Source organism: Aliiroseovarius lamellibrachiae, from assembly GCF_018599245.1.
Taxonomy (GTDB): Bacteria; Pseudomonadota; Alphaproteobacteria; order Rhodobacterales; family Rhodobacteraceae; genus Aliiroseovarius; species Aliiroseovarius lamellibrachiae.
This window is the reverse complement of the sequence record NZ_JAHEVJ010000004.1, coordinates 298030-324151: the sequence shown is the minus strand read 5'-3', so window position 1 is coordinate 324151 and position 26122 is coordinate 298030. Positions and strand designations below refer to the sequence as shown.

Sequence of the window (26122 nt, the reverse complement as noted above, 5' to 3'; positions counted from 1 at the left end):
CGCAAAAAAGGCGGACCCCTTGCAGGATCCGCTTTCTTGATTTTTTACCAGTCCATCTTGTGGATCAGCCAAACACTTTGGTCAAAGCATTGTCGACAGCATCGGTGATTTTGTCGATGTCATCCGCTGTGGCGATAAGGGCCGGGCTGAAACACAGGGTGTTGTTGAGCCCTGGAAGCGATCTGTTTGTCGCGCCAATGATCACGCCCTGCGCGCCGCATTCTGCGACCACGGCGCCCACTTCTTTCTCACTGACGGGCTCTTTTGTTCCGCGATCGGCAACCAATTCAGCCCCGAGGAACAGACCTTTGCCGCGCACGTCACCAACGACCTTATGCTTCTCCATCAACTCGGAAAGGTTGCCAAGCATACGGTCGCCCATACGGGTGCAATTGTCCAAAAGGTTCTCGTCTTCGATGATCTGCATGTTGACCAAGGCCGCCGCGGGGCCCGCGGTGCAGCCACCGAAGGTCGAGATGTCGCGGAAGTAGCCCATGGGATCGCTTGCATCGTCTTTGAACAAGTCGAAAACCTTTTCCGAGGTGACACAGCACGCAATCGCCGCATAGCCCGAGGCCACGCCTTTTGCCATTGTGACGAAATCGGGTTTGATTCCGTAGTGCTGATAGCCAAACCAAGTGCCCGTCCGGCCCACGCCGCAGACCACTTCGTCGATATGCAGAAGGATGTCGTATTTTTCGCAGATCTCTTGCACACGCTCCCAGTACCCCGGAGGAGGGGTGATAACGCCGCCGCCCGCCGTGATCGGCTCAAGGCAGAGCGCGCCAACGGTGTCTGCACCTTCGGCCAGGATCACTTCTTCGATCGCATCAGCGGCGCGCTGGCCGTATTCTTCGCCCGAAAGATCCCACTGTGCGCGGTATTCCATGCAATGGGGCACACGTACGAAATCAGGTGCAAAAGGACCATATTGTGCGTTGCGTTCGTCTTGCCCGCCCGCTGACATCGTCGCGAGGGTTGAGCCATGGTAGTCGCGGTCACGATACAGGATCTTGGTTTTCTTGCCGCCATAGCGTTTATGGGCGATTTGGCGCACCATTTTAAACGCTTTCTCGTTCGCCTCTGACCCTGAGTTTGTGTAGTACACCCGGCTCATGCCAGGCATTTTGGCAATCAAACGCTCGGAAAAGATGGCACCGGGGATAGATCCGGCAGAGCCTGCGAAATAGTTCAGCTTCACCAATTGGTCGCGAATGGCATCGGCGATTTCAACGCGGCCATAGCCGACGTTCACAGTCCAGACGCCACCAGACACCGCATCAAGGAATTCTTTGCCGTTTTGGTCCCAAACACGCATGCCTTTGCCTTCGACAATGATGCGCGGGTCTGTGGTTTCAAAGCTTTTATGCTGGGTCAGGTGATGCCAGACATGGGCTTTATCAGCTTCAACCACTTTCGAAATGTCGTTGTCTTTCATAGCGCCGTCCATGGGGACCTCCTGACGTTGTGCTTTTAAGCGGGGATAACTTGATTCTTTGATCAAATAATGAGCGGAAAATAGGGGGGGGAGAATAGGGCCAAATTGTTCTTTGCTTAGGTCCAGTTTTCTCGGATTCCGCGTTGCGGATCCGGGTTTGCTGCTCGGCGCTGTGTAAAGGGCTGGATATTTCAATGAGATATGGTTTATTCGGGCGTATGGCGGGACAAACTGAGACATTGCTGAAATCTATTCTGGCCGGAATAGACCGGGGGGAGCTGAACCCCGGCGATGTCATTGATGAAACATCGTTGATTGCGAAATATGGTGTGTCTCGCACCCCGCTGCGAGAGGCGCTGCTGCGGTTAGAGGCTATGGGACTTGTTGTGCGCCCGCCGCGAAAAGGGGCAATGCTGTTTAAGCCAAGTCTGGAGGAATTCTTGGCCATTCTCGAAGTTCATGCGCGCCTCGAAGCACAGGCCGCCGGGCTTGCCGCGCGCCGTCTTTCGCCGCATCTGCGGACACAGCTAGAGGCAACTGTTGTCGCGTGCGAGGCCCACGCGCGCGCGCAGGGGGATTTGGATCCCGACGGGTATTATCAGCTTAATCTGGCCTTTCACAAAACGATCGGCGAGGCCTCGGGCAATCCCTTTTTGTTGGACATGATTAAGATGAACGCGCGCAAGCTATTGGCCTACTATCGGGCGCGATATCGCTATGCCGGAACAATTGCCCAATCCGCGCTCGAGCATCGTGAAATCGCTGAAATGATTTATTCCGGGCGGGCCGATGAGGTTGAGGCGCATATGGAGGCACATGTGCAATTTGACCGGGTTACGGTGATGGATCTTTTGGCGGCACTTGGCTGATTAGACTGATCCCGCAGAGCGCTCCATCTCAAAGAATTTTAAGATCCAGTCGGCAAATATGCTGTTATCCGCGCCTAACTTCAGCGATCTTCGGGCCCGCTCTATGACGTCTTTTGGTTTGCTCTCCGCCAGTTCTTCAATCAATGCCGCAATGAATTTATCGGTCATCTCCGGGTGGTTCTGGGTTGTGAAAACATGATCTCCAATGGCCATGCCACCCACTGGACACCCAGGATGTGACATGATGATTTGCGCCGCATCGGGCAGCGTGGTCACCTGTTCGATATGGGCCGCATATTGCCAGATGCGGCGCGCGCGCATCCATGGTGGTGGGGCCGTGATTTGCGTTTCTGTGGCGCCAAACACCCAGCCATGTGGGTTGGTTCCAACGCTTCCACCCAATGCCATTGCAATCGCCTGATGCCCAAAACAGGCGCCAAATAGCGGCGCACGACAGGCGTTGATGTCGCGGATCAGTGTCAGTAAATCGCCAATCCACGGGACGTCATCATGAACCGAAGCGGGGCTTCCGGTGACAATCCAACCATCGTGTTGCGACATGTCCTGCGGAAAATCTCCGTCTTTTACGTTGTAAACGGTAAATGTCCAATCCGGCCGTTTGGGCGACAATAGCTTGCGCCATTTGTCTCCGTCCTTTGGGTGACGGGTCGCAAATTCGCTTTCATCGGTGTTTGTCATCAAGATTGCGATGCGCATGATTTCTCCGCTTTACATATTTAACGTGTTATATAATATATTTTGTGACGCGCATGATACAAGCAAAAAAGGGAAGCCCTTACCATGACCGTATGGACGCCAACCGATGACGGCTTTGCCGACTTGTCAAGCCACGACACATTTATGAATGGCTCACCGCATAATACATTTGCGCGCTTGCGCCGCGATGATCCCATAAGTTGGACAGGCTGGGACGGGGGGGAGGGGTTTTGGAACATCGTGCGTCATGCAGATATCACCGAGCTGAACCGAAACTGGCAAGTCATGTCCTCTGCACGCGGCATTCGGATGGAGGATCAGACATATGAAGAGTATCTGGCACGGCGTACGTTTCAGGAAACGGACCCGCCAGAGCATATGAAAACGCGTATGAAGGTTGGTAAAGCTTTTTCGCGTCCGGTTGTTGCGGATTTCGAAGACCAAATTCGCGCGTTGTGCCAGCCCATCTTGGATGAAGCCCTTGAAATGGGAACCTTTGATGCAACCAAAATCATCGCGCGTAAATTGCCGATGATGATGTTGGGGCAAATCCTTGGCACCCCGGAAGAGGACCTGCCTTGGCTTGTGGAAAAGGGGGATGCATTGATTGCCAACACTGATCCGGATTTCACCGATCACGTCTTGGACAAAATGCAGACCGACGAATATCGGATGATGCCGTTTAACTCACCTGCCGGGGCGGAACTGTTTGATTATGCAAAAGAACTTTTGGCAAAGAAAAATGCCGCTGGCGATACATCGGGTGTTTTGCATTACATTTTGCAGCCCGACAAAGATGGCAATGTGATGCCCGAAAATGAATTTCGGAATTTCTTTTGTCTGTTGGTTGCGGCCGGAAATGACACCACCCGATACTCGATCGCGGCGGGGCTTCAGGCGATGTGTCACCAGCCCGAACTTTTGGGGCAAATGCAAGAGGGCGGCGATGTCTGGGCCACCGCACCGGATGAGATCATCCGCTGGGCGACCCCCGCACTGTACTTTCGTCGGACGGCACGTTGTGATCATGAAATTCACGGCAAAACCATCCGTGAGGGGGACAAAGTTTTGTATTGGTGGGCGTCTGCCAACCGGGATGAAACCATGTTTGAAAACCCGAACCGTGTGGATCTGATGCGAAGCCCCAATCGCCATATGTCGTTTGGCCAAGGTGGTCCGCATGTCTGTTTGGGGATGCACCTCGCGCGGCTTGAAGTGCGGGTTTTGTTTGAAGAACTCGTCAAGCGTGTCAAACTGATTGAACCTGCCGGGCCGCATAAATTCCTGCGTTCAAATTTTGTCGGTGGGATCAAAGAATTGCCTGTCACTCTTCAGGCGAAATAACCCCAAAAGTGGGGAGAAGACCCGGCAAGCCGGGCAGGGAGGAAACATGAAAGATCGCTTGCGTGCCCTATGGTGCGATCATCTGAGCATTCTGCGCGGCAAATACCTGCCTGAGCGCCAAATCGGAACCAGCGACACACGGTTTTGCCGGTCCACTTTCGGCGTGCATTACGACAAAGATCTGCTTGATGCGCCGGGGGCGATGATGAAGCAGGGCTTGCCGGATATGGAATTGCGCTGGCGGGCCGAGGATATTCGCGACAGTTGGGAAAGCGCGACCAAGATTGTCATTGGCGATCTTTATGATCATCACGGGGAACCCTTGGAGCTTTGTGGTCGCCAAGCCCTTAAACGCGCGATTGCGGCGTGGAAAGCGCGGGGATTAACGCCGATGATTGGCATTGAACTTGAGTGTTTTGCGCTGATGGCCAATGAAATCGGGCGCCTTGTGCCCTATGATGCGCCGGGTGGTGTGGTTTATGGGACGGGTCCATTTTCTGATCCGCTTCGCTTCACAGACGATATTTGGGAACGTGCTGACCATCTGGGATTCAACCTCGATATGATCACGGCGGAATATGACAGCCCGCAGTTTGAATTCACACTGACCTTTGATGAGGCGCTAAAGCAGCTCGATGACATCGTCCTCTTTCGTCAAATGGCGCGCGAGGTGGCGTTAGAGCATGGGTTGGTGCTGACCTTCATGCCCAAACCCATTGCCGAGGCAGGCGGTTCTGGCATGCATATCAACTTTTCTTTCCGCGATGAAAACGGCAACAATGCGCTTGATAATGGCCCCGTGGGTGGGCCCGAGAACATGAATGATCTGGCGCGCGGGTGTATTGCTGGTTTGATGCATCACCATAAAGGCCTGTCTGGGTTGGTGGCGCCAACGTCGAACTCTTACCAGCGTCTGCAGCCGGGGTCCTTGTCTGGCTATTGGCGCAATTGGGGGGGCGATCATCGCAATGTAACCACGCGGATTTCGGGCGAGGGCGGGGCGAAATCTCGGCTTGAACACCGAATGGCGGATGCAACGGCCAACCCCTATACGGCTGTTGCAGCGGTCTTGCAGGCGGCTTTGTTGGGCGTTGAAAACGGATATGCGCTTGGCCCGATGGAAACGGGTGATGGATTTGATCGTACCGATGCGCGTGATGGCACCGCGGTGAATTTGAAAGCTGCGATGAATGATCTGGAAGCTGACCGTGTGCTTAGCGAACGAGTGGGGCAATTGCTGGTTGACAACCATGTTTTCATGAAACGCAAAGAGGTGATTAAGACCCGTGACCTTGAAGGGGATGGGCTGCGTGATTTCTATGTGAACTTTGTCTAAGGCGTTTCCAGTTTTCATTGAAGCATCTGTCATCGCTTTTTGCGTTTGAGCAAAGCGAAAGGCAGCGAACAAGCGATACAATGTGAGTTGGGAACGCTCTAACTGACTAAAAAATAAGGGAGAATGAAGATGAAAGTAACCTGGGTCTTGCCTGGGGGCGAGGATGTTGTGGCTGATGTGGCTGCGGGTCTGAACCTTATGGAAGCGGCACAAAACAACAATGTCGCGGGCATTCAAGGGGAGTGTGGCGGCTCGCTTTCCTGTGCGACCTGTCATGTTCATGTGGCTGAGGATTGGCGTGATAAAGCTGGCGAAAAGGGCGAATTTGAAGAGGCGATGCTGGAGATGGCTGACGGCGATGTGTCGGATGCGTCGCGGCTGTCGTGTCAGATTGTCATGTCCGACGATTTGGATGGGATACGTCTGACGGTGCCAACCTAGGCGCCGCAACCTGTCTTGATAGGCGTAGATCTGCTATTATGGATGCTCCATTTGAAAAAAGGAGCGCGCGATGTCACTTGGTGCATTTTCCGTCAGCTTGGCGGTCACAGATCTGGCGAAATCCAAAGGTTTTTACGAAGCCTTGGGATTTGAAGCTTTTGGTGGGACAGAAGAGCATAATTATCTGATTATGAAACAGGGGGATACGTTGATTGGCCTGTTTCAGGGCATGTTCGACGGCGCGATGCTGACCTTTAATCCGGGGTGGAGCCAGTCGGCCACCAATGTCGATCCGTTTGATGATGTGCGCGCGATCAAGGCGCGCCTGAAGGAACAGGGAATTGTCGTGTCACAAGAACAAGGCGGTGAAGATGGCCCGGCCAGCTTTATGGTCACCGACCCGGATGGGTTTCTAATTCTGATAGATCAGCATCGCTGAAAAGGCGCCAGAATGGACTGGCACCTATCAGTTTTTCAAGTCCGATCAGAGCGCAGAAAAGCCTGCTTTTAGCGCACCAAGGATCACCTGCACATCGTCTGATGTCAGGACCAATGGCGGTGACAGGATCACATTTGGGCCTGAAATGCGCACCATTGCGCCATTCTGATACGCGACCTCTTGCAATGTCGCGGTGCTGGCCTTGTCGATCGACGCTTTGGTGTCACGATCTGCGACAAGCTCTAGCGCACACATCAATCCATGCCCGCCACGTATGTCACCAATGACGTCAAACTCTGCCCCCAAGGATTGCAATCCCGCATATAGCTCTGCGCCGCGGGCTGCCGCATTTTCAGGGACGTTCAGGCGTTTGGTTTCCTTAAGGCAGGCCAAAGCCGCCGCTGCCCCAACCGGATGACCGGAATAGGTGTAGCCATGACCAATCGCGGCTTTTCCTGTTTCATCCTTTTCAAAGGTCTCGGCCACATGCTCTGCGATCATGACGGCACCAAAGGGAAAATAGCCGTTTGTGATGGCTTTTGCGGTCGACATAAAGTCGGGTTTAACGCCCCAATGGCGTGATCCTGACCAGCTTCCGGTGCGACCAAAGGCGGTGATGACCTCATCCGCGATCAGCAAAATACCGTGTTTGTCACATATCGCACGCACGCCGGGCATAAAGCTTTCATGGGGCACAATGACACCGCCGGCACCAAGGATCGGCTCCATGATCATTGCGGCAATTGTCCCTGCTCCCTGAAATGCAATTTCATCTTCCATCGCCTGCAAGCACAGTTGGGCCAGCTTCTCCGGATCCGTTTCGTTAAACGGATTGCGATAGGTGTAAGGGGCAGGGATGTGGTAGCAGCCCGGCAAAAGGGGTTCATATTGGGTGCGGAAATTTGCGTTCCCGTTCACCGATGCGCCCCCCATATGGGTGCCGTGATACCCTTTTTTCAGCGACAGGAATTTCACCCGCCCGGGGTCCCCTTTGATCTTGTGATATTGCCGCGCCAAACGCAGCGCGGTTTCAACGCTGTCGGACCCGCCAGAGGTATAAAACGCCCGCGTCAGCCCGTCGGGTTCAAAAAAGGCCCGCAACTCCTCTGCCAGCTCAATCACCTGATCATTGGTGGTGCCGCGGAAGATTGAGTAATACGGAAGCTGATCCAGCTGGGCCGCGATGGCGTCTTTGATTGGTTGGCTGGAGAACCCAAGGTTTACATTCCAAAGCCCGCCAACGCCGTCGACCACTTCGTGCCCATCAATGTCGGTGATCCGGACACCCTGGGCACCCGTTACGATGGTCGGAGGGGTGTTTTGGCAATCAGCTGGATGGGCCATTGGGTGCCAAAGAGAGCGTGCATTTTTTTCCTTAAGAAAGTTCGAATCTTTCATGTCAGCCTCCTATTTGCGGCGGGTTTGCCTGCAAAAATGTTGGAAAAGTATCAGGTGGGAAGCCGCCCAAAAGGCGGGTCAGTGTGGCGGTGCGGGTGGTGAGCTCTGATATGATTTGCTCGCCAAGGATATCGGTCATGCGCGCAACAGGTGTCGCCACGGCTACCGCCCCAATACAGGCGCTGTTTGCATCAAATACGGGCACAGCATAGGAATGGACGTCTTGTTCATAGCCGCCAATGGATATGGCCACTCCGGTGGCGCGAATACCTGGAAGCATCGCGCGAATGACATCAGGGTCGGTTTCTGTTTCCGGCGTCCGCTTGATCAGGGGCGCGCTTAAGATGTCGTCGACATACTGCGAACTCGAATGGGCCAGAACGGCAAGACCGGAACTTGTGGCGTGCAGATCCAACACCTCGGCGTCTTCCATCATCACCATCGTGCCATGCGCCGTGGAATAGGTGTAGGAAAAGGACGAAAGCACATCCCCGTTGAGCAGCGACATATGCGCCGTTTCACCCGTTGCAGTGCTGAGCTCCGTTAAGGTTTGCGTGGCCAGTTCCCGCATCGGCACAGCGTTTTCACGTAACGCCGCCAGTCGCAAAAAGGCGGGTCCAAGTCGATATTCACGGCCAGACCCGATCTGCTCAACGAATCCATGTCGCGCCAGTTCCGACAGCAATCGATGCACGGTGGCTTTGTTGTAACCCGAATGCCTCGCCAGATCACTCAACCCGATTTTCGGGGTAGATCTGGTGAAATAGTTCAACAATGACAGGGCTTTGGAGGCTGTTCCCATAGTCTGACTTACGGTCCCTTATTTGTGAGCGCGCAAAGCACAGCGCCTTAACGCTTCACATGTTCAATGTTTTCTTGACAGGAAGCATCCCCCTCTGTCAATCTATTTTAAAACCAATGGTTCAAATAATGAACCGCTACAAATGACTGAATAGGGAGAATGTCATGAAGAAATCTAGCCTGATGGCAGGACTGGTTGGCGTCGCGCTTGCTGCGGTTGCGGCACCCGCACTTGCCGAGTACCCGGAAAAACCAGTGAGCTTTATCGTGCCGTGGCCCCCCGGTGATCTCGAAGACGTTCTGACGCGTATGATCGCTGAGGATTTTCAGGCGGAATATGGCATTTCAGCAGCTGTTGTGAACAAGCCCGGTGGCGGCGGTGGGCCTTTCCCCGGCGCGATTGATGTGGCGACGGCCCCCGCGGATGGCTACACCATCGGCAGCTTTGTCCCCGCAGTGCCGGTGATTGGACATGAGATTGGTATTGATGAGCTGACCCCAGAGAAGTTCGACCCAATTGGCATTTTCCTGACCTATCCGTTTGTCATCGCAGCCAAAGGCGATGCGCCCTATAACTCAATGGAAGAATTGGCGGCTTATGCCAAAGAAAATGACGTGGCTTTGGGGCATTTTGGCGATGTGCTGACCCCAACACAGGTGACCAAAGCCTTTGCCATAAATGCAGGGTTTGAATGGGGTTCAGATGCAGCCTTTGACGCGCTGGATTGCAACACATTGGCATCGGGTGATGCAGACGTTATCAACACCACATTGCAACTGATCCTGCCCTGCCTGGATGATGTCAAAGTTCTGATGGCTGTCACGGATGAACGTATTTCTCTGGTCCCTGATGCGCCCACGGTTGGCGAGCTGGACAAAACCTTGGATATCGCGCTGTGGAACGGGCTGTTCGTTGGCAAAGACACTCCTGCTGATGTGCGCGAGAAAATCGCGGCTGTTGCCGCAAAAACCGTCATGAGCGACCGCGCGCAGGCCGTTGCCAAAGAAACCGGTGCATTGGTCTATTGGATGGATGCGGAAAAATCGGCTGAACGCATTGCGGGCGATAAGGCCACTGTGGCCGTCATTGGCGAGATCCTTCAGTAACTGAGCGCTTAGAAAAGGGGCTGCAGATGCGGCCCCTTTTTGAAACAGTTTTACATCGACCACGGAACATGAGGCCGGAATGAGCGACGAAATTTCCGAACATCCTGACCGGCCCTTGCGCGGTCAGATCCTGTTTGCCGCCCTGTTTCTAATCTGCGCTCTGGTGCTTCTGGCTGGGATTGAGGAGCAGACCAAGTGGCTGAGAAAGAAGGCACTTTTCTCTCAGCCAAGGTTTTGGCCCGCGGTCGGCGTGGGGGGGATGGTGTTGTTTACAGCACTGCATTTTTGGCAATTGCCGAAAAAACCACGCACGCTTCCGCGTTGGATGCGCGAAGCCGATTGGTTTCAATGGGCGGAAAGCCTGTTTTGGGCATTTGCGGCGCTGTCGCTTTCCCTGTGGCTGGGGCCCTTACGTGCCGCACCTTATGTTGGGTTGATTGCAACGGTGCGCTTGGCGTGGCTGTTCACCCATTGGGTGGATCGGCGCGAGTTTAAGATCTGGTTGTCTGTCTTTGAGTGGGCGGGCTGGTTCTTGGCCTACGTCGCCTTGGTGCCGATCCTTGGATACCTTCCGATGACCTTGTTGTTTGCGCCCATGTTGACATGGCGGATTGGCTATCGTGATCGGCTAATGCTTTGGATTTCCGTCGGATTTGCCCTGTTTGTGGTGCTGGTTTTCAAAAGCTTTCTTCAAGTGAAAATCCCTGGCGCGGCAATATATGAATATCTTCCCAGCGCGCTGCGCTCTTTCTTTATCCTGAACTTCTGAGGGCGCAATGGACCTGATCTACGCATTTCTGGAACAGATTGGCGCAAGTTCGTCCTATCTGGCGCGGTGGGACGTGGCGCTTGCCCTGTTTGTTGGTTCGGTTGGGGGCGTCCTGATTGGTGCTATCCCCGGTGTGGGCCCTGCGGTGGCCATTGCCATCCTGTTGCCCGCGACATTTTCGATGGACCCAATTGTCGGGCTGACCGTGCTTTTGGGCATTTACGGAAGCTCGATGTACGGGGGATCCATTCCCGCAATTCTGATCAACACACCGGGCACCGCTGTGAATGCGCTGACCACTTATGATGGGTATCCGATGACCACGCGGGGCGAGGCGCGGCGCGCGCTGTCATTGGCCTATAGTTCGTCATTTTTCGGCGGGGTATTCTCCGTCATCTGTCTGATCTTCTTTGCGCCGGTTCTGGCCAAAATCGCACCGATGTTCGGCTCGCGCGAGATTTTTCTAGCGGCTTTGCTCGGGCTAATTCTGGTCGTCACAGCACATCATAAACACACGCTTATCGCGGCCGCGATGGCCTGTTTCGGAATTTGGTTGAACACCATCGGCTTGCACACAGCGAGCTTTTCCAAACGCTACACATATGACCAATCGTGGCTGTCGGGTGGGGTGAATTTGATTGTGGTTGTGCTTGGCCTTTTTGCATTGAGCCAAGCCTTTACCCTTTTGCAAGGTGATGATGAGAAGGTGCGCTTGACCAAGATCAAAGGTAGTTTTTTCCAAGGATTTCGAGAGCTTGCCCGCCATCCCCGTATCGCGGGTGTCTCGGCCAGCCTTGGCGTTTTGATGGGAATGATCCCCGGCGTGGGCGAGTTTACCGCGCAGTTTATGTCCTACACCTACGCGCAAAAATCCTCAAAACGGCCCGAAGACTTTGGCCATGGCTCGTCCGAAGGGTTGATTGCTGCTGAAACCGCCAATAATGCGGTCCCAGGTGCGGCGATGATCCCGCTTTTGGCGCTCGGTATTCCAGGCGAGGCGCTTACGGCGATGATGCTTTCGGTGTTTTACGTGCACAACGTCATTCCCGGTCCACAGCTTTTCCAAAATGATATGGACTTTGTGGTCGCGCTGTATTTGGCTCTTTTGGTCCTGAATGTTCTGGTTGTGATGTTCCTTTTGATCGCCACCAATCAGCTGATCAAAGTGGTGAAAATCCCCAATCGGTTTCTTGGGGTTTGCATTCTGATCCTAAGCTTTGTGGGCGTCTATTCGCTGCGCAATTCGTTCACCGACTGCATTCTGGCGGCGGCATTTGGCATCTTTGGCTTTGTCATGAAACGCCTGCAACTGCCTGTTGTCCCCATTGTTCTGGGCATGGTTCTGGGCGGGATTATGGAAGTGAAGCTCCGCTCGGCCATGGCGCGGGTCAAAACGCCACTTGATTTCATCGATCGCCCAATTGCGGCGATCCTCTTTGTCATGATCGTTCTGGTCCTGATCCTGCATTTCCGCCGGGTCTGGCTGGATCACTCGAAAAGAAAGGCCAACGAATGGTCGACCAGTCACGCATCAACGAGCTTTCCCGCCATCCTGTCGCGCCGCAGAAACTTTATATTGACGGAGCGTGGGAAGAAGGTGCGGGGGAAACGCAAGACGTTCTCTCGCCGATCAACGGACAAACGCTAACCACCACCATTCGGGCGTCAAAGGCGGATGTGGATCGGGCGGTGGCCGCCGCGCGCCGCGCCTTTGAGGATGGCCGGTGGTCGCGCGCAGCCCCTGCTGTGCGGAAAAAAGTGCTGCATAAGCTGGCGGATTTGATTGAGGAACATGCGCTGGAGTTGGCGGTTCTTGGGGTGCGGGACAATGGCACCGAAATCGGCATGGCGATAAAGGCGGAACCGGGATCCGCTGCGGGCACATTTCGGTATTATGCCGAGGCTTTGGATAAAGTTTATGGCGAGGTGGCCCCCACGGCAGAGAATGTTCTGGGCCTTGTCCACAAAGAACCCGTCGGCGTTGTTGGCGCAATTGTGCCGTGGAACTTTCCGCTGATGATTGGGGCGTGGAAACTGGCGCCAGCATTGGCCGCTGGGAATTCCGTTGTTTTGAAACCAGCGGAAACCGCTTCGCTCACCTTGTTGCGGATTGCGGAGTTGGCGTCCGAGGCGGGCCTGCCTGATGGCGTGCTGAACGTGGTGACCGGCGAGGGCGCTGTGACGGGCGAAGCCTTGGCCATGTCGATGGATGTGGATGTATTGGTGTTCACCGGATCCGGCGGCGTGGGGCGGCGTTTGCTGGAATATTCAGCGCGTTCAAACCTCAAACGATGTTATCTGGAGCTTGGCGGGAAGTCCCCTAACATTGTGTTCGCCGATGCTCCTGATCTTGAAGCCGCGGCAAAAGTGTCCGCCGCGGGAATTTTTCGCAATGCGGGGCAGGTGTGCATCGCAGGATCACGCCTTTTGGTCGAAGACAGCGTACATGATGAATTTGTGGAGGCGCTGACCCGCCACGCCGCCGCCATGCAAGTGGGAAACCCGCTGGAGCTGTCCACCAACATAGGCGCGGTGAACAACCTTCCGCAGCTAGAAGGCAATCTTGGGTTCGTGACCAAAGCCTTGGAGGAGGGCGCGGATCTTGCCTTGGGGGGGGCGCGCGTGATGCAGGATACTGGTGGCTGGTATATGGAACCAACGGTTCTGACTGGCGTGCAACCCGCGCATAATGTGGCCCAAAACGAAGTGTTTGGCCCGGTACTGGCGGTGACGCGATTTTCATCAGATGAGGAAGCCGTTCGCATCGCCAATTCAACAAATTATGGTTTATCCGCAGGAGTTTGGACGTCGAACCTGTCGCGCGCACATAAGATGGTGCGCTCGGTTCAAGCGGGCGTTGTGCACGTAAATACTTATGGAGGGGCGGATAATTCGGTGCCTCTTGGGGGGGTGAAGCAATCTGGAAACGGCCATGACAAATCCATGCATGCCTTTGACAAATACTTCGACCTGAAAACCGCTTGGATAAGCCTATGACAGAGATCAGCATGAACGGAAAAACCATTTTGGTGGTCGGCACCTATGACACCAAAGATGACGAGCTGAATTATCTTTCTGACGTCATCCGAGGGCAGGGCGGCGCGGTCAAAACCATGGATGTGTCTGTTCTTGGGGATCCAAGTGCGCCTTGTGACTACTCAAAACATGACGTGGCCGAAGCGGGCGGATCATCGATTAAAGCGGCCATCGACAGCGGCGATGAGAACACCGCGATGCAAATTATGGCTACCGGATCAGCGATGCTGGCGTTGAAACTCTACCGCGAAGGGGCGTTCGATGGGCTTATCGTTTTAGGTGGTACAATGGGAACCGATCTGGCGTTGGATCTGTGTCAGGCGCTGCCGATTGGAGTGCCTAAATATGTTGTCTCAACGGTCAGCTTTTCACCGCTGATCCCGCCAGAACGCTTGCCGGCGGATGTTCAGATGATCCTTTGGGCCGGGGGGCTATACGGGCTTAACTCCATTTGCAAGGCGTCGCTGTCGCAGGCCGCAGGGGCAGTGTTAGGCGCGGCGCGCGCCGTGGAAAAGCCCAGCTTTTCTAAGCCTCTCATCGGGATGACCAGCTTTGGGAAAACGGTTCTGCGCTATATGGTCGACTTGAAACCCGCCCTTGAAGCACGCGGTTTCGAAGTCGCCGTTTTCCACGCCACGGGCATGGGCGGGCGCGCGTTTGAAAGCCTCGCGGCGGAAGGCGCGTTTGCCGCTGTGATGGACTTTGCGCCACAAGAGCTGGGCAATCACATCATGGGGTCCGCCATCTCGGCTGGCCCCGACCGAATGACCCATGCAGGGGCGTCCGCAACCCCCCAAATGGTGTCCATTGGCTGTTATGATTTGGTGGATATTGTGGGCTGGCAGGCAACGCCCGAAAAGCTGGCGGGCCAAGAGGTGCACGCCCACAACCGTCTGTTGTCCTCGGTCATGATGACGCCAGATCAACGCCGCGAAATGGCGCGCGCGATGTGTGCCCAGCTTGCCGGTGCAAAAGGCCCAACGCTTGCGATCCTTCCCACGCAGGGTGGAAATGAATGGGATCGCCCCGGTGGCCCACTGCATGATGCAGAAGGCCTGTCCGCATTTCTTGATGAATTTCGCACTTATTGTCCCGAAAATGTGCGGTTGATAGAGCTGGATTGCCACATCAACGATGCAGAATTTTCCGACGCCGTTTTGTCCCAATTTGATCTATGGCAAGGTGCAGGTGTCGTTTCCCCTTAATGTTTGTCTGGGCCGAATTTGCGGTGGGAAAATTATTGCGCCTGCAATGATCTGGTGCTTTCCTGTCAAAAAATACGGTGAAGGATCAACAAAAAAGAGGGCTTGATGCCGCATCTTTCGTTTGAATTCAGCCGCGGATTGGACGCGTGCGTAGATATGGGTGAGCCGGCCCAGTGCAAGCATGCGACCCTTCAGATTAAGGGGTATCGTTCCTTTGGACGGCTCTGCGTGCATAGGGCCGAGATGCCGGTTGATGCCATTTCTTGTGGCGCAAATGGCCGTCAGTCGGATGATCTGCCGGTTCTCCCCAGCCTCGAAGTTCAGGAAATTGTAACCCGGTTCCGCCGCAGCTCATGGGGCCCTCTCCACGCGGCAATCGGAAAAAGGACACACCGATGAAAAGCCTAGACCGCGCCCTTCCGATTGCACTTTTGCACGCCCGCGAGGCGACGTTGAAACCATTTCGTCACGAGTTGGACCAGATCGACCTGACCGTACAACAATGGCGGGTGATCCGGGTTCTCGCGGAAGGGAAAGCCTGTTGTGCAACCGAACTTGCAGAGCGCTGCGTGTTGATGCCGCCCAGCTTAAGTCGGATTTTGAAAAACCTGTCGGAACGCGCGTTGATTGAACGGGTGGATGACAGCGATGGTCGCCGCCGCCGCGTGAAAATCGCCCCGGCTGGGGTCAAGAAATACGACGAAATGTCGGGCAAAGCCGCGCGGATTTATGCAAATCTTGAAGCCCATTTTGGCGAAGAAAAGATGGAGACGCTGCTTGATCTTCTGACCGAGCTTCGTGAGGTTGCAGAGGGCGAGAAGCTCTGAAATTTCTGTGCTAGAACCTGCGAAGATCATGTCATCCGGCGCGCATGTCGGTCTGTGACGCAGCGCTTTACTTGAGCCTGCGGGCGCTTGCCGGTAGCTAAGGGAAAACACGCGCGAGAGGACAGCCCATGAGTGAGACACCAGAAGGCAACATCATCCTACGCACTTTGGCCATGCCCGCGGACACCAATGTCGCGGGGGATATCTTTGGCGGTTGGGTGCTGTCACAAATGGATATTGCGGGCGGTGTGTTGGCCGCAGAACGTGCCGGGGGCCGGGTGGCCACCGTGGCAGTGGATGCGATGAAATTCATCTCTCCGGTGAAGGTGGGGGATGTGTTGTGCATCTATGGTGAGGTCGGCCGGATCGGCACCACCTCCCTCGCTATTCATATCGAAGCTTGGTCAGAACGCGATCGAGGCCGGTCAAAAACCAAAGTCACCGAGGGCGTGTTTGTTTTTGTGCATCTGGATGATGAGGGGAATAAGGTGCGGGTGGAGGGGTGAAGTCACCTGTCTAAAGCTGGCTGGCTTTCCAGTCGCCATAAGTTTGTTTAGTTTCCTTCATAAGCCAATCTGATCGGCCATTTCGTGAGGTTCCAAAGAGAAATACGGCGGCTGCAGATGGGCTTGAGAAGGCGACGTCATCAACCAGCTTAAAACAACCGTTTTCGATGCTTTTTGCTCTCCCCGATGATAGGATCTGCTGCCTAATCGCCGCCACGCGTTCGTTAAAAGACGCAGATTCATTTAAGTCACCAATGGAACCAGCCCTTAGAACAAATTCGCCATCAATTTCGGTGGCAAACGCATTAATTCCCTTTTTGGTATGACGTAGGAAAAACTCGGGGTTCTTATCGGACGGATCGTCAGAGGCCGCTGCAAATACGCCGCCAACTTTTCTAAAAAAATCAACACCAATTACAGGTAATACGAGTTGGATCTCTTCTAAAAAAGTTTCCATATCGGAAATGTCCGCCTCGGGTAAGCGGTCAAATTCTGGCTCCGTTTTATTCACTACGCAGCTTTTCTTTGCTTCCTTCAGCAAAGAAATCATACGCCCCTCCAGATATTTAACATGCGCTTTTGTAAGGTTCATATCTTTGTTCGTGACTGCAATAAAACGATCCCAGAAATCTTTGTTTTCGTCTTTTGAGTGCGAATAGAGTCGCCTGGAAATGTCATCCCCCTCTCCGACGTAAACACTCGGCAAACTAGAGTTTAATGGGGAGCCAAAGAGTATATAAATTCCGGTCCTGCGCAGCTCGTCCCTTTTTAGGGCAATATCTAATTTTGTTCTAGGCGCTGCTAGAACATGGCCTGTCCAATTCACGATCTCTGCAGTCAGTACCCCCGTAGGGGTTCCTTCCGCTAAGAACAGCCGAACCGATCTGCCTTTTATCATCATGGTTTCCTACTTAGTTGCAGCGCCGAGGTGTTAAACCTATGCGCGAACGCGGATTTGATGTCAAATCCGCTGCCTCGCGCCGATAAAAAATGGCCCCGAAAGGGGGCCATTTATTTATCTCGAAAACTTCTTATGCTTCATGCGCTTCGGCTCCAAAGCGTCAGCCCCAAGCCGTCGCTTTTTATCCTCTTCGTAATCTTCAAAGTTGCCCTCAAACCACTCCACATGCGCCTCACCTTCAAAGGCAAGGATGTGGGTGCAGATCCGGTCTAGGAAAAAGCGATCGTGTGAAATGACCACGGCGCAGCCGGCGAAATCCACCAGCGCATCTTCGAGCGCGCGCAGGGTTTCCACGTCGAGGTCGTTGGTCGGTTCGTCGAGCAGCAGCACGTTGCCGCCCTCTTTCAACAGCCGCGCCATATGCACGCGGTTGCGCTCCCCGCCGGACAACAGCGACAGTTTTTTCTGCTGATCTCCGCCTTTGAAGTTGAAGCTTGAACAATAGGCGCGGGAATTGACCTGCGCGTCGCCCAGTTCAATCAGTTCAGCTCCGCCGGAAATTGCTTCCCAAACGGTTTCATCCGCGTTCAAATCATCGCGCGATTGATCGACATAAGACAGCTGAACCGTGTCGCCCAGCTCAATCGTACCCTCATCCGGTGTCTCTTCACCGGTGAGCATTTTAAAGAGCGTGGATTTACCCGCGCCGTTGGGGCCGATCACGCCGACAATGCCACCGGGCGGCAATGAAAAATCGAGACCTTCGACCAAGAGCTTGTCGCCCATGTGCTTTTTCAAGCCCTCAACCTCGATCACCTTTGACCCAAGGCGCGGACCGTTGGGAATAACGATCTGGGCGCGGCCAACCTTTTCGCGTTCGGACTGATCGGCGAGTTCATTATAGGCGTTGATCCGGGCTTTTTGCTTGGCTTGGCGGGCTTTTTGACCTTGCTGCATCCACTCCAACTCGCGCTCCAAGGTCTTTTGCTTGGACTTATCTTCGCGGGCTTCCTGCGCTAGGCGTTTGGCCTTTTGCTCAAGCCACGCGGTGTAGTTGCCTTCGTAAGGCATGCCGCGACCACGGTCGAGCTCAAGGATCCAGCTGGTGATGTCATCCAGGAAATAGCGGTCGTGGGTGACGATCAGGATGGTGCCTTTGTAATCGATCAAATGCTGTTGCAGCCAGGCGATGGTTTCCGCGTCCAAGTGGTTGGTCGGTTCATCCAAAAGCAACATATCAGGTGCTTCAAGCAGCAGTTTACACAGCGCAACGCGGCGTTTTTCACCGCCCGAAAGCGTGGCCACATTCGCGTCGTCGGGCGGGCAACGCAGGGCTTCCATGCTGACGTCAATCTGTGCGTCCAGATCCCAAAGGTTCTGCGCGTCAATCTCGTCCTGCAGCTTGGCCATTTCTTCGGCGGTTTCTTCGGAATAATTCATCGCCAGATCATTGTAACGATCGAGGATAGCCTTCTTCTCGGCCACGCCCAGCATGACATTGCCACGCACATCAAGGGTTTCATCCAGCGTGGGTTCCTGCGGCAGGTAACCGACTTTGGCCCCTTCTGCGGCCCAAGCCTCGCCTTGGAAATCCTTGTCGATGCCGGCCATAATGCGCATCAAGGTTGATTTACCGGTGCCATTCACGCCGACAACACCGATTTTCACGCCGGGCAGAAAGCTGAGGCGGATGTTTTCAAAGCATTTCTTGCCACCCGGATAGGTCTTGGAAACGCCGTCCATGTGGTAGACATATTGATAAGCGGCCATTGGGATGCTCCGTTGAAAGTCGCGGTTTTGGTAGGGAATAGCGATTTCGCTGGACGAGGGCAATTGGCTCGCGTTAGGGCAATGCAATTATGACGGATAATTTGCGATATAATTTGCCATATGCACATCCCGGCCAGGTCATTGGCCTGTTGGGCGGGTCTTTTGATCCAGCCCATGAGGGACATGTGCATTTGACGCGTGAGGCGTTAAAGCGGTTTGGCTTGGATCAAGTGTGGTGGCTGGTCACACCGGGCAACCCCTTGAAATCACAAGGCCCTGCGCCGATGGTGCAACGCTTGGCACATGCGCGTCAGAAAATGCTACATCCACGGGTGAAAGTCACAGATATCGAGGCCAAAACCGGCACGCGGTACACCGCTGAAACCCTAGCAGCCTTGAAGAAGCTCTATCCCAATGTCAGGTTTGTCTGGCTCATGGGGGCGGACAATCTGACCGATTTTCACCATTGGGATCGGTGGCAGTGGATTATGGACAATGTCCCGATTGGCGTTATCGCCCGTCCGGGCGACCGGGTGGCGGCGCGTATGTCGCCTGCGGCGTCGATCTATCGCACGTCACGATTGCGGGGGCGAGATGCGCGGGCATTGGCGCAAATGCCTGCTCCGTGCTGGTGCCTGGTGAACGTCCCGATGGTTAACGTGTCCTCGACCCAAATTCGTGCGGATGGGAAGTGGTGAGACATCGTAATGTTTGTGATATCCGGCCTGATATTGTGACCATTTGCCCATTGATCTTGTCTTGAATTGGTTGTGCCGAGCGGGTTAACTCGCCACATGATAAAGACAATTACAAGACGCGCTCTTTTGGCGGGATTGGGCAGCGGGCTGGGCTGGGCGGCCCTCGCAGATGCCCCCATTACCAGTTTGGTTCCACCGTCACGGCCCACGGATTTCATCAAGCGGACAGTGTCCCCCGTTGACGCACTCATTGCGCAGGCAAACTTGAGCGGTGAGATCGGTTATGTGGTTGCGGATGCACGTACCGGACTGGTGCTTGAGGCCCGCAACCCGAACACTGGTTTGCCGCCCGCATCGGTGGCCAAGTCGATCACGACGGCCTATGGGTTGGCTCATCTGGGAGCGGGGCATCGATTTTCCACACAGGTGGTTGCCACAGGGCCGATCAAATCTGGCAAGATACAGGGGGATCTGGTCTTGGTCGGGGGGGCGGATCCTGTGCTGGATACCGATGGGTTGGCTCAACTTGTGAAGTCGTTGAAAGCAAAAGGTATTACCGGCCTGTCGGGGGGCTTTAAAGTCTATTCTGCGGCGCTTCCATATGTGGCCGCAATCGACCCGGATCAACCAGATCATCTGGGATATAATCCTGCAATCTCGGGGCTTAACCTGAACCATAACCGTGTCCATTTCGAGTGGAAACGCTCCGGGGAAGGTTATTCGGTGGCGATGGATGCGCGGTCGGATCATTTTCGCCCAGCGGTGTCTATGTCCCGAATGAAAATCGTGAACAGAAGCTTGCCGGTTTACACCTACAAGGCGTCCTCTGGTGTGGACAATTGGACCGTGGCCAAGGGGGCTTTGGGCAAAGGGGGATCACGCTGGCTGCCTGTGCGGCGACCGGATCTTTATGCCGCAGAGGTGTTTCAGGTTCTGGCGCGATCTCAGGGGATCCGGTTGTCAAAACCGAAGGCGGCACGAAAGATGCCGAAAGGGACGGTGGTGGCGTCGCATTCCAGCGCGCCCCTTAGCGATATAGCGCGTAGCATGTTGAAGTATTCTACCAACCTGACAGCGGAAGTGATTGGCTTGTCGGCCACGCAAAAACGGGGGGGGGCGCCCAGTTCCCTGTCGGCCTCGGCCCGCGAAATGTCAGCTTGGGTGCAAAGCAATTTGGGGGCGAAGTCTGCAAAGTTTGTGGATCATTCCGGCCTGTCCGATGCGTCGCGAATTTCGGCGCAAGATATGGTGAATGCCCTTGTTTCATTGGGCGCAAACGGCCCGTTGCATGGGTTGATGAAGGAAATCCCTGCGCGCGGGCAAGACGGGAAAACGATCAAATCTGCAGCCTATAAGGTACGCGCAAAAACCGGCACACTCAATTTTGTAAGCGCGTTGGCCGGATATATTGTTGGTGCGGATGGAACGCCCATGGTGTTTGCGATTTTCACCGCGGATCTCAAGCAACGCCGGGGGATTAAACGGGCGGATCGTGAACGTCCGCAGGGCGCAAAAGGGTGGAGCAGACGATCACGCCTGCTCCAATATAAACTGATCAATCGCTGGGCCACGCTGTACGGCACATGACCTCGCTTTTGGTGTCAAGGCCGTGGCGGAATGTTCACCGCCGCGTGTGACGCGGGACGTGAAGAACAGGTCTCATACCAGCGCATCACATTGGAAAAGCTTGATAATTCCATCTCTTCCGCTGCGTTATACGCGGTCAAGATGGCGCGGATCCACGGCCAGGCGGCGATGTCGGCGATGGTGTAATCTTCGCCCATAATAAAGTCGCGACCCTCAAGGCGCGCGTCCAAAACACCCAACAGGCGTTTGCCTTCGGTCAGGTAACGATCACGCGGACGTTTGTCTTCGATCTCTTTACCGGCAAAGGCGTGGAAGAACCCAAATTGGCCAAGCATTGGACCCAAACCGCCCATTTGCCACATCAACCATTGCAAGGTTTCTGCTTTCTTTGCGGGATCTTCTGGCAGGAATTTCCCCGATTTTTCAGCGAGATAAATTAAGATGGCGCCACTTTCCCATAATGGGAGCGGCGCGCCGTCTGGACCATTTGGGTCAATGATTGCGGGGATTTTATTGTTGGGATTAAGCGACAGAAACTCAGGTGTGAGTTGATCATCACTGGCGAAGCTGACCAGATGCGGCTCATACGCCAGACCGGTTTCTTCGAGCATCGCGGACACTTTCACGCCGTTTGGTGTGGGCAGTGAATAGAGCTGAATGACATCCGGGTTGGCGGCGGGCCAGCGCTTGGTAACTTTAAAGTCTTGCAACATTTTGATCCCCTAACTTTAAACTCTTTAAAGGTTAAAACAGCGAAAGTTTAAACTCTTTAAGGTTTTGGTCAGCAGAATATGGGGCTTTCCCACCGCCCTTCAAGATCGGGGGGATCACGCCTTTGTGTCTCAAACGTAAAACGCCGCGCCTCCGGGATGGCTGCGCGACGTTCTGAGTATTGCAGATGGGCGTGGGGCGATTAGGCCTCTTCTTTTGCGCGGGGCAAGATCAGGTTCAGAACCAAACCCGTGACACCCGACAGGCCGATCCCCGCGAGGGTGAAGCCCTCACCAAAGCTGAGCGTCAGGCCGCCAAGCCCGATGATCAACACCGTTGACACAATCACCATATTGCGCGCCTCGACCAATCTGTCGCCAAGCTTTGCCACGACCGACAGACCAACAACCGTCACCATGCCAAACAGCAGGATCATAATACCGCCCATCACCGGCATCGGGATTGAGGCAAGCGCGCCGCTGAGTTTGCCGACAAACGACAGGGCGATGGCGAAGATCGCCGCCCATGTCATGATCGCTGGGTTAAAGGCGCGGGTCAGCGTCACGGCACCGGTCACTTCGGAATAGGTGGTGTTGGGGGGGCCGCCCAAAAGCCCCGCCGCCGTGGTGGCAAGACCGTCCCCGAGCATGGTGTTTTGAATGCCGGGCTTTTCCATATAGTCGCGTTTGGTCACGCTGCTGATGGCCATGATGTCGCCGAAATGCTCAATGGCGGGGGCGATGGCGACAGGAAGGATAAAGAGGATCGCGGCGAGGTTAAACTCGGGCCGAACAAAATTCGGCAGGGCAAACCAAGCGGCATCCGCCATGGGGGCGGTGTTGATCAGGCTTTCGCCGGTCATCATGCCAATGACAAGGGCCGCCACGTAACCCGCTATCACGCCTACGATAATTGGCACCACACGCATGATGCCACGGCCAAGAATGGCGGTGATCATGGTGGCGCCAAGCGCGATCAGCGCCAGCGTCAGCGCGATACCTTTGGGAACGATCTGCGCGTCCCCTGCAACACCCGTGGCCATGTTCACCGCCACTGGTGCCAGTGACAGGCCGATGACCATGATGACCGGGCCAACCACAACGGGTGGCAGGATTTTATGCAAAAAACCCGCGCCAAAGATGCGGATGGCAAAGCTGAGCGCGACATATAAAAGACCGGCGGCCGCCAAGCCCCCGGTTGTGGCCGCCAGCCCCCATGTTTGCACGCCGTAGATGATCGGCGCGATGAAAGCGAAAGATGAGGCGAGAAAGACGGGGACCTGCCCACGGGTGGTGATTTGGAAGATCAACGTGCCAAGGCCCGCCGTGAACAAAGCCACCGAGGGATCAAGCCCTGTAAGCAGCGGCACCAGAACCAGCGCCCCAAAGGCCACAAACAGCATTTGCGCGCCAATCAGCGCCTGGCCCACCCCGAATCTATACTCGGTTGTGGTCATATCTGATGGGGGGGTGTCATCAATATTGGGGGAGGTGGTCATCTCATTTTTCCTCTGCAGACAAGATGAGGGGGGCATGGGGGCGTAAACCGGCCCAAGCGACTCGATTGGTCACTTTTGAAACATTGCAGAGGGTTATGCCAGCACCGCGAGCGGAAACAGGGGCGATTTGGTGCAGAAATTTACGAAGGGGGTTCTGAGGTGAAAGGCAAACAAAAGGCCCCGCAATGCGAGGCCTTTCGAAACCGTCTTTGTCTGTCCTGAACTTCGCTTGGGGGCGCGGCGCTTACAGTGTCATATGTCGCGCGCGCGCACCGCGTTCAATGGCGGCGGCGTGCAGGCGGTCGATGCTCAGTTCATAGCGGATTTCTTCCAGGATCCGCAGCTCTGGCCCTTGTAGAACACCGTCCGAGGCCGCCACATCACAGGCCAGCGCATAGGCGGTTTCAAAGAGGGCTTCGGGAAGGTTGTCGCGCACGAGGCCGAAAAGCGCATCCAGCCCGTCCTCAACCGCAAAAAGGTCAAACACGGTTTGGGACACGTTTTTGACCCGGTCGGGGTCATAGCCTGCAAACACAGGCAGGTGATTCACGACGCGCTCAATGGTCAAAAGCTCGGCGGAGGTAATCTCTTCGTCCGAGGCTGAAACAGCCATCATAACGGCGATCAGGCTGTCTTGGGCGGTCAGCGAATGGGGGATATCTTGCACAGGTGGCTCCTTTTGTTGCGGTGCAGAATATTGACCTAACGCCGTCATCGCAATAGGGAGAGATGTTTGGGGGCATTGGGCCCCGATTGGGGCGGATGTGCGCCGATGGATATGTAAGGAAACAGCAGATGACGGATCAGATCAGTCCTGAGATGCGTGACGCCGCGATGGCGTCCAAAGCCTGGCCCTTTGAAGAAGCGCGCCGGGTGCTTAAACGCTATCAAAAGGGCGCGCCTGAGAAGGGATATGTGCTGTTTGAAACCGGGTACGGCCCGTCGGGCTTGCCACATATCGGCACCTTTGGCGAGGTGGCGCGTACCACGATGATCCAGACCGCGTTTGAGGTGATCTCGGATATTCCGACCAAGCTGATTTGTTTCTCGGACGATTTGGACGGCATGCGTAAGGTGCCGGGAAATGTGCCGAATTCCGAAAGCCTGCAGGAACATTTGCAAAAGCCGCTGACCTCGGTGCCCGATCCCTTTGGCACGCACGAAAGCTTTGGCCATCACAACAACGCCATGCTGCGCCGGTTCTTGGACACTTTTGGGTTCAAATACGAATTTTACTCGGCACGCGAGTTTTACAAATCTGGTCAGTTTGACGAGGTTCTGAAGCGCGCGGTTGAGAGATATGATGATGTGATGGAGGTGATGCTGAAATCCCTTCGGGAAGAGCGTCGTCAGACTTATTCGATTTTCCTGCCGATCCACCCCGAAACCGGCCGTGTGCTTTACGTGCCGATGAAAGAGGTGAACCCAGAGAACCACACCATCACCTTTGACGACGAAGACGGCAAAGAATGGACGCTTCCGGTCACCGGCGGCAATGTGAAACTACAGTGGAAGCCCGATTTCGGCGCCCGTTGGGCAGCACTTGAGGTCGACTTTGAGATGTATGGGAAAGACCATTCCACCAACACGCCGATCTATGACAAGATCTGCCGTGTGCTGGGCTGGCGTGCGCCAGAGCATTTCACCTATGAATTGTTCCTTGATGCCAATGGTCAAAAGATCTCCAAGACCTCTGGTAATGGGATTTCGATTGATGAATGGCTGACCTATGCCTCCACCGAAAGCCTGTCCTACTTTATGTATCTTAAGCCCAAAACGGCAAAACGGATGCACTTTGATGTGATCCCCAAGGCGATGGATGAATATCATCAACAGCTGAAAGCCTATCACAAACAAGACCTTAAGGCGCAGTTGAACAACCCGGTCTGGCATATTCATGGCGGCGATGTGCCACAATCAAACATGGTTGTATCGTTCTCAATGCTGCTGAACCTCGCGTCTGTGGCCGCTGCTGATGATAAGGACCAGCTGTGGGGCTTTATCAAACGCTATGCCCCGGAAGCATCGGCCGACACGCACCCGGATCTGGATGCAGCCGCGGGCTATGCGGTGAAATATTATCAGGACTTTGTTGAGCCTGAGAAAGTGTTCCGCATGCCTTCCGATCAAGAACGCGCCGCCTTGCAAGAGCTGGCCGCCGCCTTTGGCGACAGCGCCACCGCACGCGACGTGATCGCCCGCAAAAATGCGCAAATGGGCAATGACGATCCTTTGCCAGAAGTGGATTTCACATCCGATGAATTCCTTCAGTCCATCGTCTTTGCTGTGGGCAAACTGCACGGGTTTGAAAACCTGCGCGATTGGTTCAAGGCGCTTTACGAAGTGCTTCTGGGCGCCAGCCAAGGCCCGCGGTTCGGTAGCTTTGCCGCCCTTTATGGCGTGGATGAAACTGTGGCGCTGATCAAACGCGGTCTGGCGGGCGACCTTTTGAAATAAGATATGTGGGGGCCGACGATTGTCGCCCCCCACCCCTTCTGACCCCATGTCAGGGGCTCGCCGGTTTCAATAATCCTGCTTTTTTCTTGCCTCAAATATCTCGGGGTGAGGGCGCAGCCCGAGGGGCAGCGCCCCTTTTTTTGAAAACACCCATCTGTTGCGTACCACCGCGCAGCGCACGGTGCTGTTAACGGGCGTTAAACCACATTTGTTACCTCTTTCCCCGTTGCGGACCGCTGTGTCCGACATCCCGCGCATGAGACCGCG

Annotated in this window: 24 protein-coding genes; 15 read left to right on the top strand and 9 right to left on the bottom strand. The window is 54.9% G+C overall.

What is annotated here, in order from left to right; translation table 11 throughout:
• Nucleotides 1-64 precede the first annotated feature (64 nt).
• Nucleotides 65-1450 (bottom strand): aminotransferase family protein, encoded by a 1386-nt coding sequence (locus KKW20_RS09520; protein ID WP_214567635.1) that lies wholly within the window; start codon nucleotides 1448-1450, stop codon nucleotides 65-67.
• Between the two features lie 206 nt (nucleotides 1451-1656).
• On the opposite strand from KKW20_RS09520, the gene KKW20_RS09515 reads away from it, so the two are divergent.
• Nucleotides 1657-2307: a GntR family transcriptional regulator gene (locus tag KKW20_RS09515; protein WP_214567634.1), complete on the top strand. Its 651-nt coding sequence runs from the start codon at nucleotides 1657-1659 to the stop codon at nucleotides 2305-2307.
• On the opposite strand, the gene KKW20_RS09510 is transcribed toward KKW20_RS09515, so the two are convergent.
• Nucleotides 2308-3024: a type 1 glutamine amidotransferase gene (locus tag KKW20_RS09510; protein ID WP_214567633.1), complete on the bottom strand. Its 717-nt coding sequence runs from the start codon at nucleotides 3022-3024 to the stop codon at nucleotides 2308-2310.
• A gap of 84 nt (nucleotides 3025-3108) precedes the next feature.
• Between KKW20_RS09510 and KKW20_RS09505 the strand changes: the two genes are divergently transcribed.
• The 4 genes from KKW20_RS09505 to KKW20_RS09490 all read left to right on the top strand — a co-directional run bounded on the left by KKW20_RS09505 (nucleotide 3109) and on the right by KKW20_RS09490 (nucleotide 6584).
• The gene (locus tag KKW20_RS09505) at nucleotides 3109-4368 is read left to right on the top strand and encodes a cytochrome P450 (protein ID WP_214567632.1); all 1260 of its coding nucleotides are present in this window, start codon (nucleotides 3109-3111) and stop codon (nucleotides 4366-4368) included.
• Nucleotides 4369-4414: 46 nt separating this feature from the next.
• Nucleotides 4415-5704: a type I glutamate--ammonia ligase gene (locus KKW20_RS09500; protein ID WP_214567631.1), complete on the top strand. Its 1290-nt coding sequence runs from the start codon at nucleotides 4415-4417 to the stop codon at nucleotides 5702-5704.
• A 129-nt stretch (nucleotides 5705-5833) separates the two neighbouring features.
• The gene (locus KKW20_RS09495) at nucleotides 5834-6145 is read left to right on the top strand and encodes a 2Fe-2S iron-sulfur cluster-binding protein (protein ID WP_214567630.1); all 312 of its coding nucleotides are present in this window, start codon (nucleotides 5834-5836) and stop codon (nucleotides 6143-6145) included.
• A gap of 70 nt (nucleotides 6146-6215) precedes the next feature.
• Entirely contained in the window at nucleotides 6216-6584 is a 369-nt protein-coding gene (locus KKW20_RS09490; RefSeq protein WP_214567629.1) for a VOC family protein, read from the top strand.
• 45 nt (nucleotides 6585-6629) lie between these two features.
• Here KKW20_RS09490 and KKW20_RS09485 read toward each other — a convergent pair whose 3' ends face one another.
• Together KKW20_RS09485 and KKW20_RS09480 are read right to left on the bottom strand one after the other, a co-directional pair.
• Nucleotides 6630-7982 carry an aspartate aminotransferase family protein gene (locus KKW20_RS09485; protein WP_214567628.1) on the bottom strand — a complete coding sequence of 451 codons (1353 nt, stop codon included), beginning with the start codon at nucleotides 7980-7982 and terminating at the stop codon, nucleotides 6630-6632.
• 1 nt (nucleotide 7983) lies between these two features.
• Nucleotides 7984-8784, bottom strand: coding sequence for an IclR family transcriptional regulator (locus tag KKW20_RS09480; RefSeq protein WP_214567627.1), 801 nt, complete (start codon nucleotides 8782-8784; stop codon nucleotides 7984-7986).
• A gap of 164 nt (nucleotides 8785-8948) precedes the next feature.
• Here KKW20_RS09480 and KKW20_RS09475 point away from each other — a divergent pair, with 164 nt between their 5' ends.
• The 7 genes from KKW20_RS09475 to KKW20_RS09445 all read left to right on the top strand — a co-directional run bounded on the left by KKW20_RS09475 (nucleotide 8949) and on the right by KKW20_RS09445 (nucleotide 16233).
• A complete protein-coding gene (locus tag KKW20_RS09475; protein WP_214567626.1) occupies nucleotides 8949-9890 on the top strand; it encodes a tripartite tricarboxylate transporter substrate-binding protein in 942 nt (313 codons plus the stop codon).
• 79 nt (nucleotides 9891-9969) lie between these two features.
• Nucleotides 9970-10659: a tripartite tricarboxylate transporter TctB family protein gene (locus KKW20_RS09470; protein WP_214567625.1), complete on the top strand. Its 690-nt coding sequence runs from the start codon at nucleotides 9970-9972 to the stop codon at nucleotides 10657-10659.
• A gap of 7 nt (nucleotides 10660-10666) precedes the next feature.
• Complete coding sequence (locus KKW20_RS09465; RefSeq protein ID WP_214567624.1) at nucleotides 10667-12307, top strand: tripartite tricarboxylate transporter permease; 1641 nt, start codon at nucleotides 10667-10669, stop codon at nucleotides 12305-12307.
• Nucleotides 12190-13656: an aldehyde dehydrogenase gene (locus tag KKW20_RS09460; RefSeq protein WP_214567666.1), complete on the top strand. Its 1467-nt coding sequence runs from the start codon at nucleotides 12190-12192 to the stop codon at nucleotides 13654-13656. The genes KKW20_RS09465 and KKW20_RS09460 overlap by 118 nt, the downstream gene beginning before the upstream one ends.
• A gap of 11 nt (nucleotides 13657-13667) precedes the next feature.
• Complete coding sequence (locus tag KKW20_RS09455; protein ID WP_214567665.1) at nucleotides 13668-14900, top strand: Tm-1-like ATP-binding domain-containing protein; 1233 nt, start codon at nucleotides 13668-13670, stop codon at nucleotides 14898-14900.
• Nucleotides 14901-15295: 395 nt separating this feature from the next.
• Nucleotides 15296-15727 carry a homoprotocatechuate degradation operon regulator HpaR gene (hpaR, locus tag KKW20_RS09450; RefSeq protein WP_214567623.1) on the top strand — a complete coding sequence of 144 codons (432 nt, stop codon included), beginning with the start codon at nucleotides 15296-15298 and terminating at the stop codon, nucleotides 15725-15727.
• A 128-nt stretch (nucleotides 15728-15855) separates the two neighbouring features.
• On the top strand, nucleotides 15856-16233 hold the full coding sequence (locus KKW20_RS09445) for an acyl-CoA thioesterase (protein ID WP_214567622.1): 378 nt from the start codon (nucleotides 15856-15858) through the stop codon (nucleotides 16231-16233).
• Nucleotides 16234-16243: 10 nt separating this feature from the next.
• Here KKW20_RS09445 and KKW20_RS09440 read toward each other — a convergent pair whose 3' ends face one another.
• Both KKW20_RS09440 and ettA read right to left on the bottom strand, forming a co-directional pair.
• Nucleotides 16244-17134, bottom strand: a complete 891-nt coding sequence (locus KKW20_RS09440; protein WP_214567621.1) for a GIY-YIG nuclease family protein — start codon at nucleotides 17132-17134, stop codon at nucleotides 16244-16246.
• 114 nt (nucleotides 17135-17248) lie between these two features.
• On the bottom strand, nucleotides 17249-18904 hold the full coding sequence (ettA, locus tag KKW20_RS09435) for an energy-dependent translational throttle protein EttA (RefSeq protein WP_214567620.1): 1656 nt from the start codon (nucleotides 18902-18904) through the stop codon (nucleotides 17249-17251).
• Between the two features lie 89 nt (nucleotides 18905-18993).
• Between ettA and KKW20_RS09430 the strand changes: the two genes are divergently transcribed.
• Both KKW20_RS09430 and dacB read left to right on the top strand, forming a co-directional pair.
• Nucleotides 18994-19602 (top strand): nicotinate-nucleotide adenylyltransferase, encoded by a 609-nt coding sequence (locus tag KKW20_RS09430; RefSeq protein ID WP_214567619.1) that lies wholly within the window; start codon nucleotides 18994-18996, stop codon nucleotides 19600-19602.
• Nucleotides 19603-19698: 96 nt separating this feature from the next.
• Nucleotides 19699-21189: a D-alanyl-D-alanine carboxypeptidase/D-alanyl-D-alanine endopeptidase gene (dacB, locus tag KKW20_RS09425; RefSeq protein ID WP_214567618.1), complete on the top strand. Its 1491-nt coding sequence runs from the start codon at nucleotides 19699-19701 to the stop codon at nucleotides 21187-21189.
• 14 nt (nucleotides 21190-21203) lie between these two features.
• Here the strand turns inward: dacB and KKW20_RS09420 are convergent, their stop codons facing one another.
• From KKW20_RS09420 to KKW20_RS09410, 3 genes are all read right to left on the bottom strand, one after another.
• The gene (locus tag KKW20_RS09420; protein WP_214567617.1) at nucleotides 21204-21902 is read right to left on the bottom strand and encodes a glutathione binding-like protein; all 699 of its coding nucleotides are present in this window, start codon (nucleotides 21900-21902) and stop codon (nucleotides 21204-21206) included.
• Between the two features lie 200 nt (nucleotides 21903-22102).
• Nucleotides 22103-23398 carry a uracil-xanthine permease family protein gene (locus KKW20_RS09415; protein WP_246534528.1) on the bottom strand — a complete coding sequence of 432 codons (1296 nt, stop codon included), beginning with the start codon at nucleotides 23396-23398 and terminating at the stop codon, nucleotides 22103-22105.
• Nucleotides 23399-23642: 244 nt separating this feature from the next.
• Complete coding sequence (locus KKW20_RS09410; RefSeq protein ID WP_214567616.1) at nucleotides 23643-24113, bottom strand: tellurite resistance TerB family protein; 471 nt, start codon at nucleotides 24111-24113, stop codon at nucleotides 23643-23645.
• A gap of 80 nt (nucleotides 24114-24193) precedes the next feature.
• On the opposite strand from KKW20_RS09410, the gene KKW20_RS09405 reads away from it, so the two are divergent.
• Nucleotides 24194-25855, top strand: a complete 1662-nt coding sequence (locus KKW20_RS09405; protein ID WP_214567615.1) for a lysine--tRNA ligase — start codon at nucleotides 24194-24196, stop codon at nucleotides 25853-25855.
• Nucleotides 25856-26122 lie beyond the last annotated feature (267 nt).

Bases quoted from the DNA above. Each gene is read 5' to 3' on its own strand.
- KKW20_RS09455 (WP_214567665.1), top strand. From the start codon at position 13,668: ATGAACGGAAAAACCATTTTGGTGGTCGGCACCTATGACACCAAAGAT.
- KKW20_RS09465 (WP_214567624.1), top strand. From the start codon at position 10,667: ATGGACCTGATCTACGCATTTCTGGAACAGATTGGCGCAAGTTCGTCC.
- KKW20_RS09415 (WP_246534528.1), bottom strand. From the start codon at position 23,398: ATGACCACCTCCCCCAATATTGATGACACCCCCCCATCAGATATGACC.
- hpaR (WP_214567623.1), top strand. From the start codon at position 15,296: ATGAAAAGCCTAGACCGCGCCCTTCCGATTGCACTTTTGCACGCCCGC.
- KKW20_RS09490 (WP_214567629.1), top strand. From the start codon at position 6,216: ATGTCACTTGGTGCATTTTCCGTCAGCTTGGCGGTCACAGATCTGGCG.
- KKW20_RS09440 (WP_214567621.1), bottom strand. From the start codon at position 17,134: ATGATGATAAAAGGCAGATCGGTTCGGCTGTTCTTAGCGGAAGGAACC.
- KKW20_RS09495 (WP_214567630.1), top strand. From the start codon at position 5,834: ATGAAAGTAACCTGGGTCTTGCCTGGGGGCGAGGATGTTGTGGCTGAT.
- KKW20_RS09410 (WP_214567616.1), bottom strand. From the start codon at position 24,113: ATGACGGCGTTAGGTCAATATTCTGCACCGCAACAAAAGGAGCCACCT.
- KKW20_RS09515 (WP_214567634.1), top strand. From the start codon at position 1,657: ATGGCGGGACAAACTGAGACATTGCTGAAATCTATTCTGGCCGGAATA.
- KKW20_RS09520 (WP_214567635.1), bottom strand. From the start codon at position 1,450: ATGGACGGCGCTATGAAAGACAACGACATTTCGAAAGTGGTTGAAGCT.
- KKW20_RS09500 (WP_214567631.1), top strand. From the start codon at position 4,415: ATGAAAGATCGCTTGCGTGCCCTATGGTGCGATCATCTGAGCATTCTG.
- KKW20_RS09420 (WP_214567617.1), bottom strand. From the start codon at position 21,902: ATGTTGCAAGACTTTAAAGTTACCAAGCGCTGGCCCGCCGCCAACCCG.
- KKW20_RS09510 (WP_214567633.1), bottom strand. From the start codon at position 3,024: ATGCGCATCGCAATCTTGATGACAAACACCGATGAAAGCGAATTTGCG.
- KKW20_RS09430 (WP_214567619.1), top strand. From the start codon at position 18,994: ATGACGGATAATTTGCGATATAATTTGCCATATGCACATCCCGGCCAG.
- KKW20_RS09485 (WP_214567628.1), bottom strand. From the start codon at position 7,982: ATGAAAGATTCGAACTTTCTTAAGGAAAAAAATGCACGCTCTCTTTGG.
- KKW20_RS09405 (WP_214567615.1), top strand. From the start codon at position 24,194: ATGACGGATCAGATCAGTCCTGAGATGCGTGACGCCGCGATGGCGTCC.
- dacB (WP_214567618.1), top strand. From the start codon at position 19,699: ATGATAAAGACAATTACAAGACGCGCTCTTTTGGCGGGATTGGGCAGC.
- KKW20_RS09475 (WP_214567626.1), top strand. From the start codon at position 8,949: ATGAAGAAATCTAGCCTGATGGCAGGACTGGTTGGCGTCGCGCTTGCT.
- KKW20_RS09470 (WP_214567625.1), top strand. From the start codon at position 9,970: ATGAGCGACGAAATTTCCGAACATCCTGACCGGCCCTTGCGCGGTCAG.
- KKW20_RS09505 (WP_214567632.1), top strand. From the start codon at position 3,109: ATGACCGTATGGACGCCAACCGATGACGGCTTTGCCGACTTGTCAAGC.
- KKW20_RS09480 (WP_214567627.1), bottom strand. From the start codon at position 8,784: ATGGGAACAGCCTCCAAAGCCCTGTCATTGTTGAACTATTTCACCAGA.
- KKW20_RS09445 (WP_214567622.1), top strand. From the start codon at position 15,856: ATGAGTGAGACACCAGAAGGCAACATCATCCTACGCACTTTGGCCATG.
- ettA (WP_214567620.1), bottom strand. From the start codon at position 18,904: ATGGCCGCTTATCAATATGTCTACCACATGGACGGCGTTTCCAAGACC.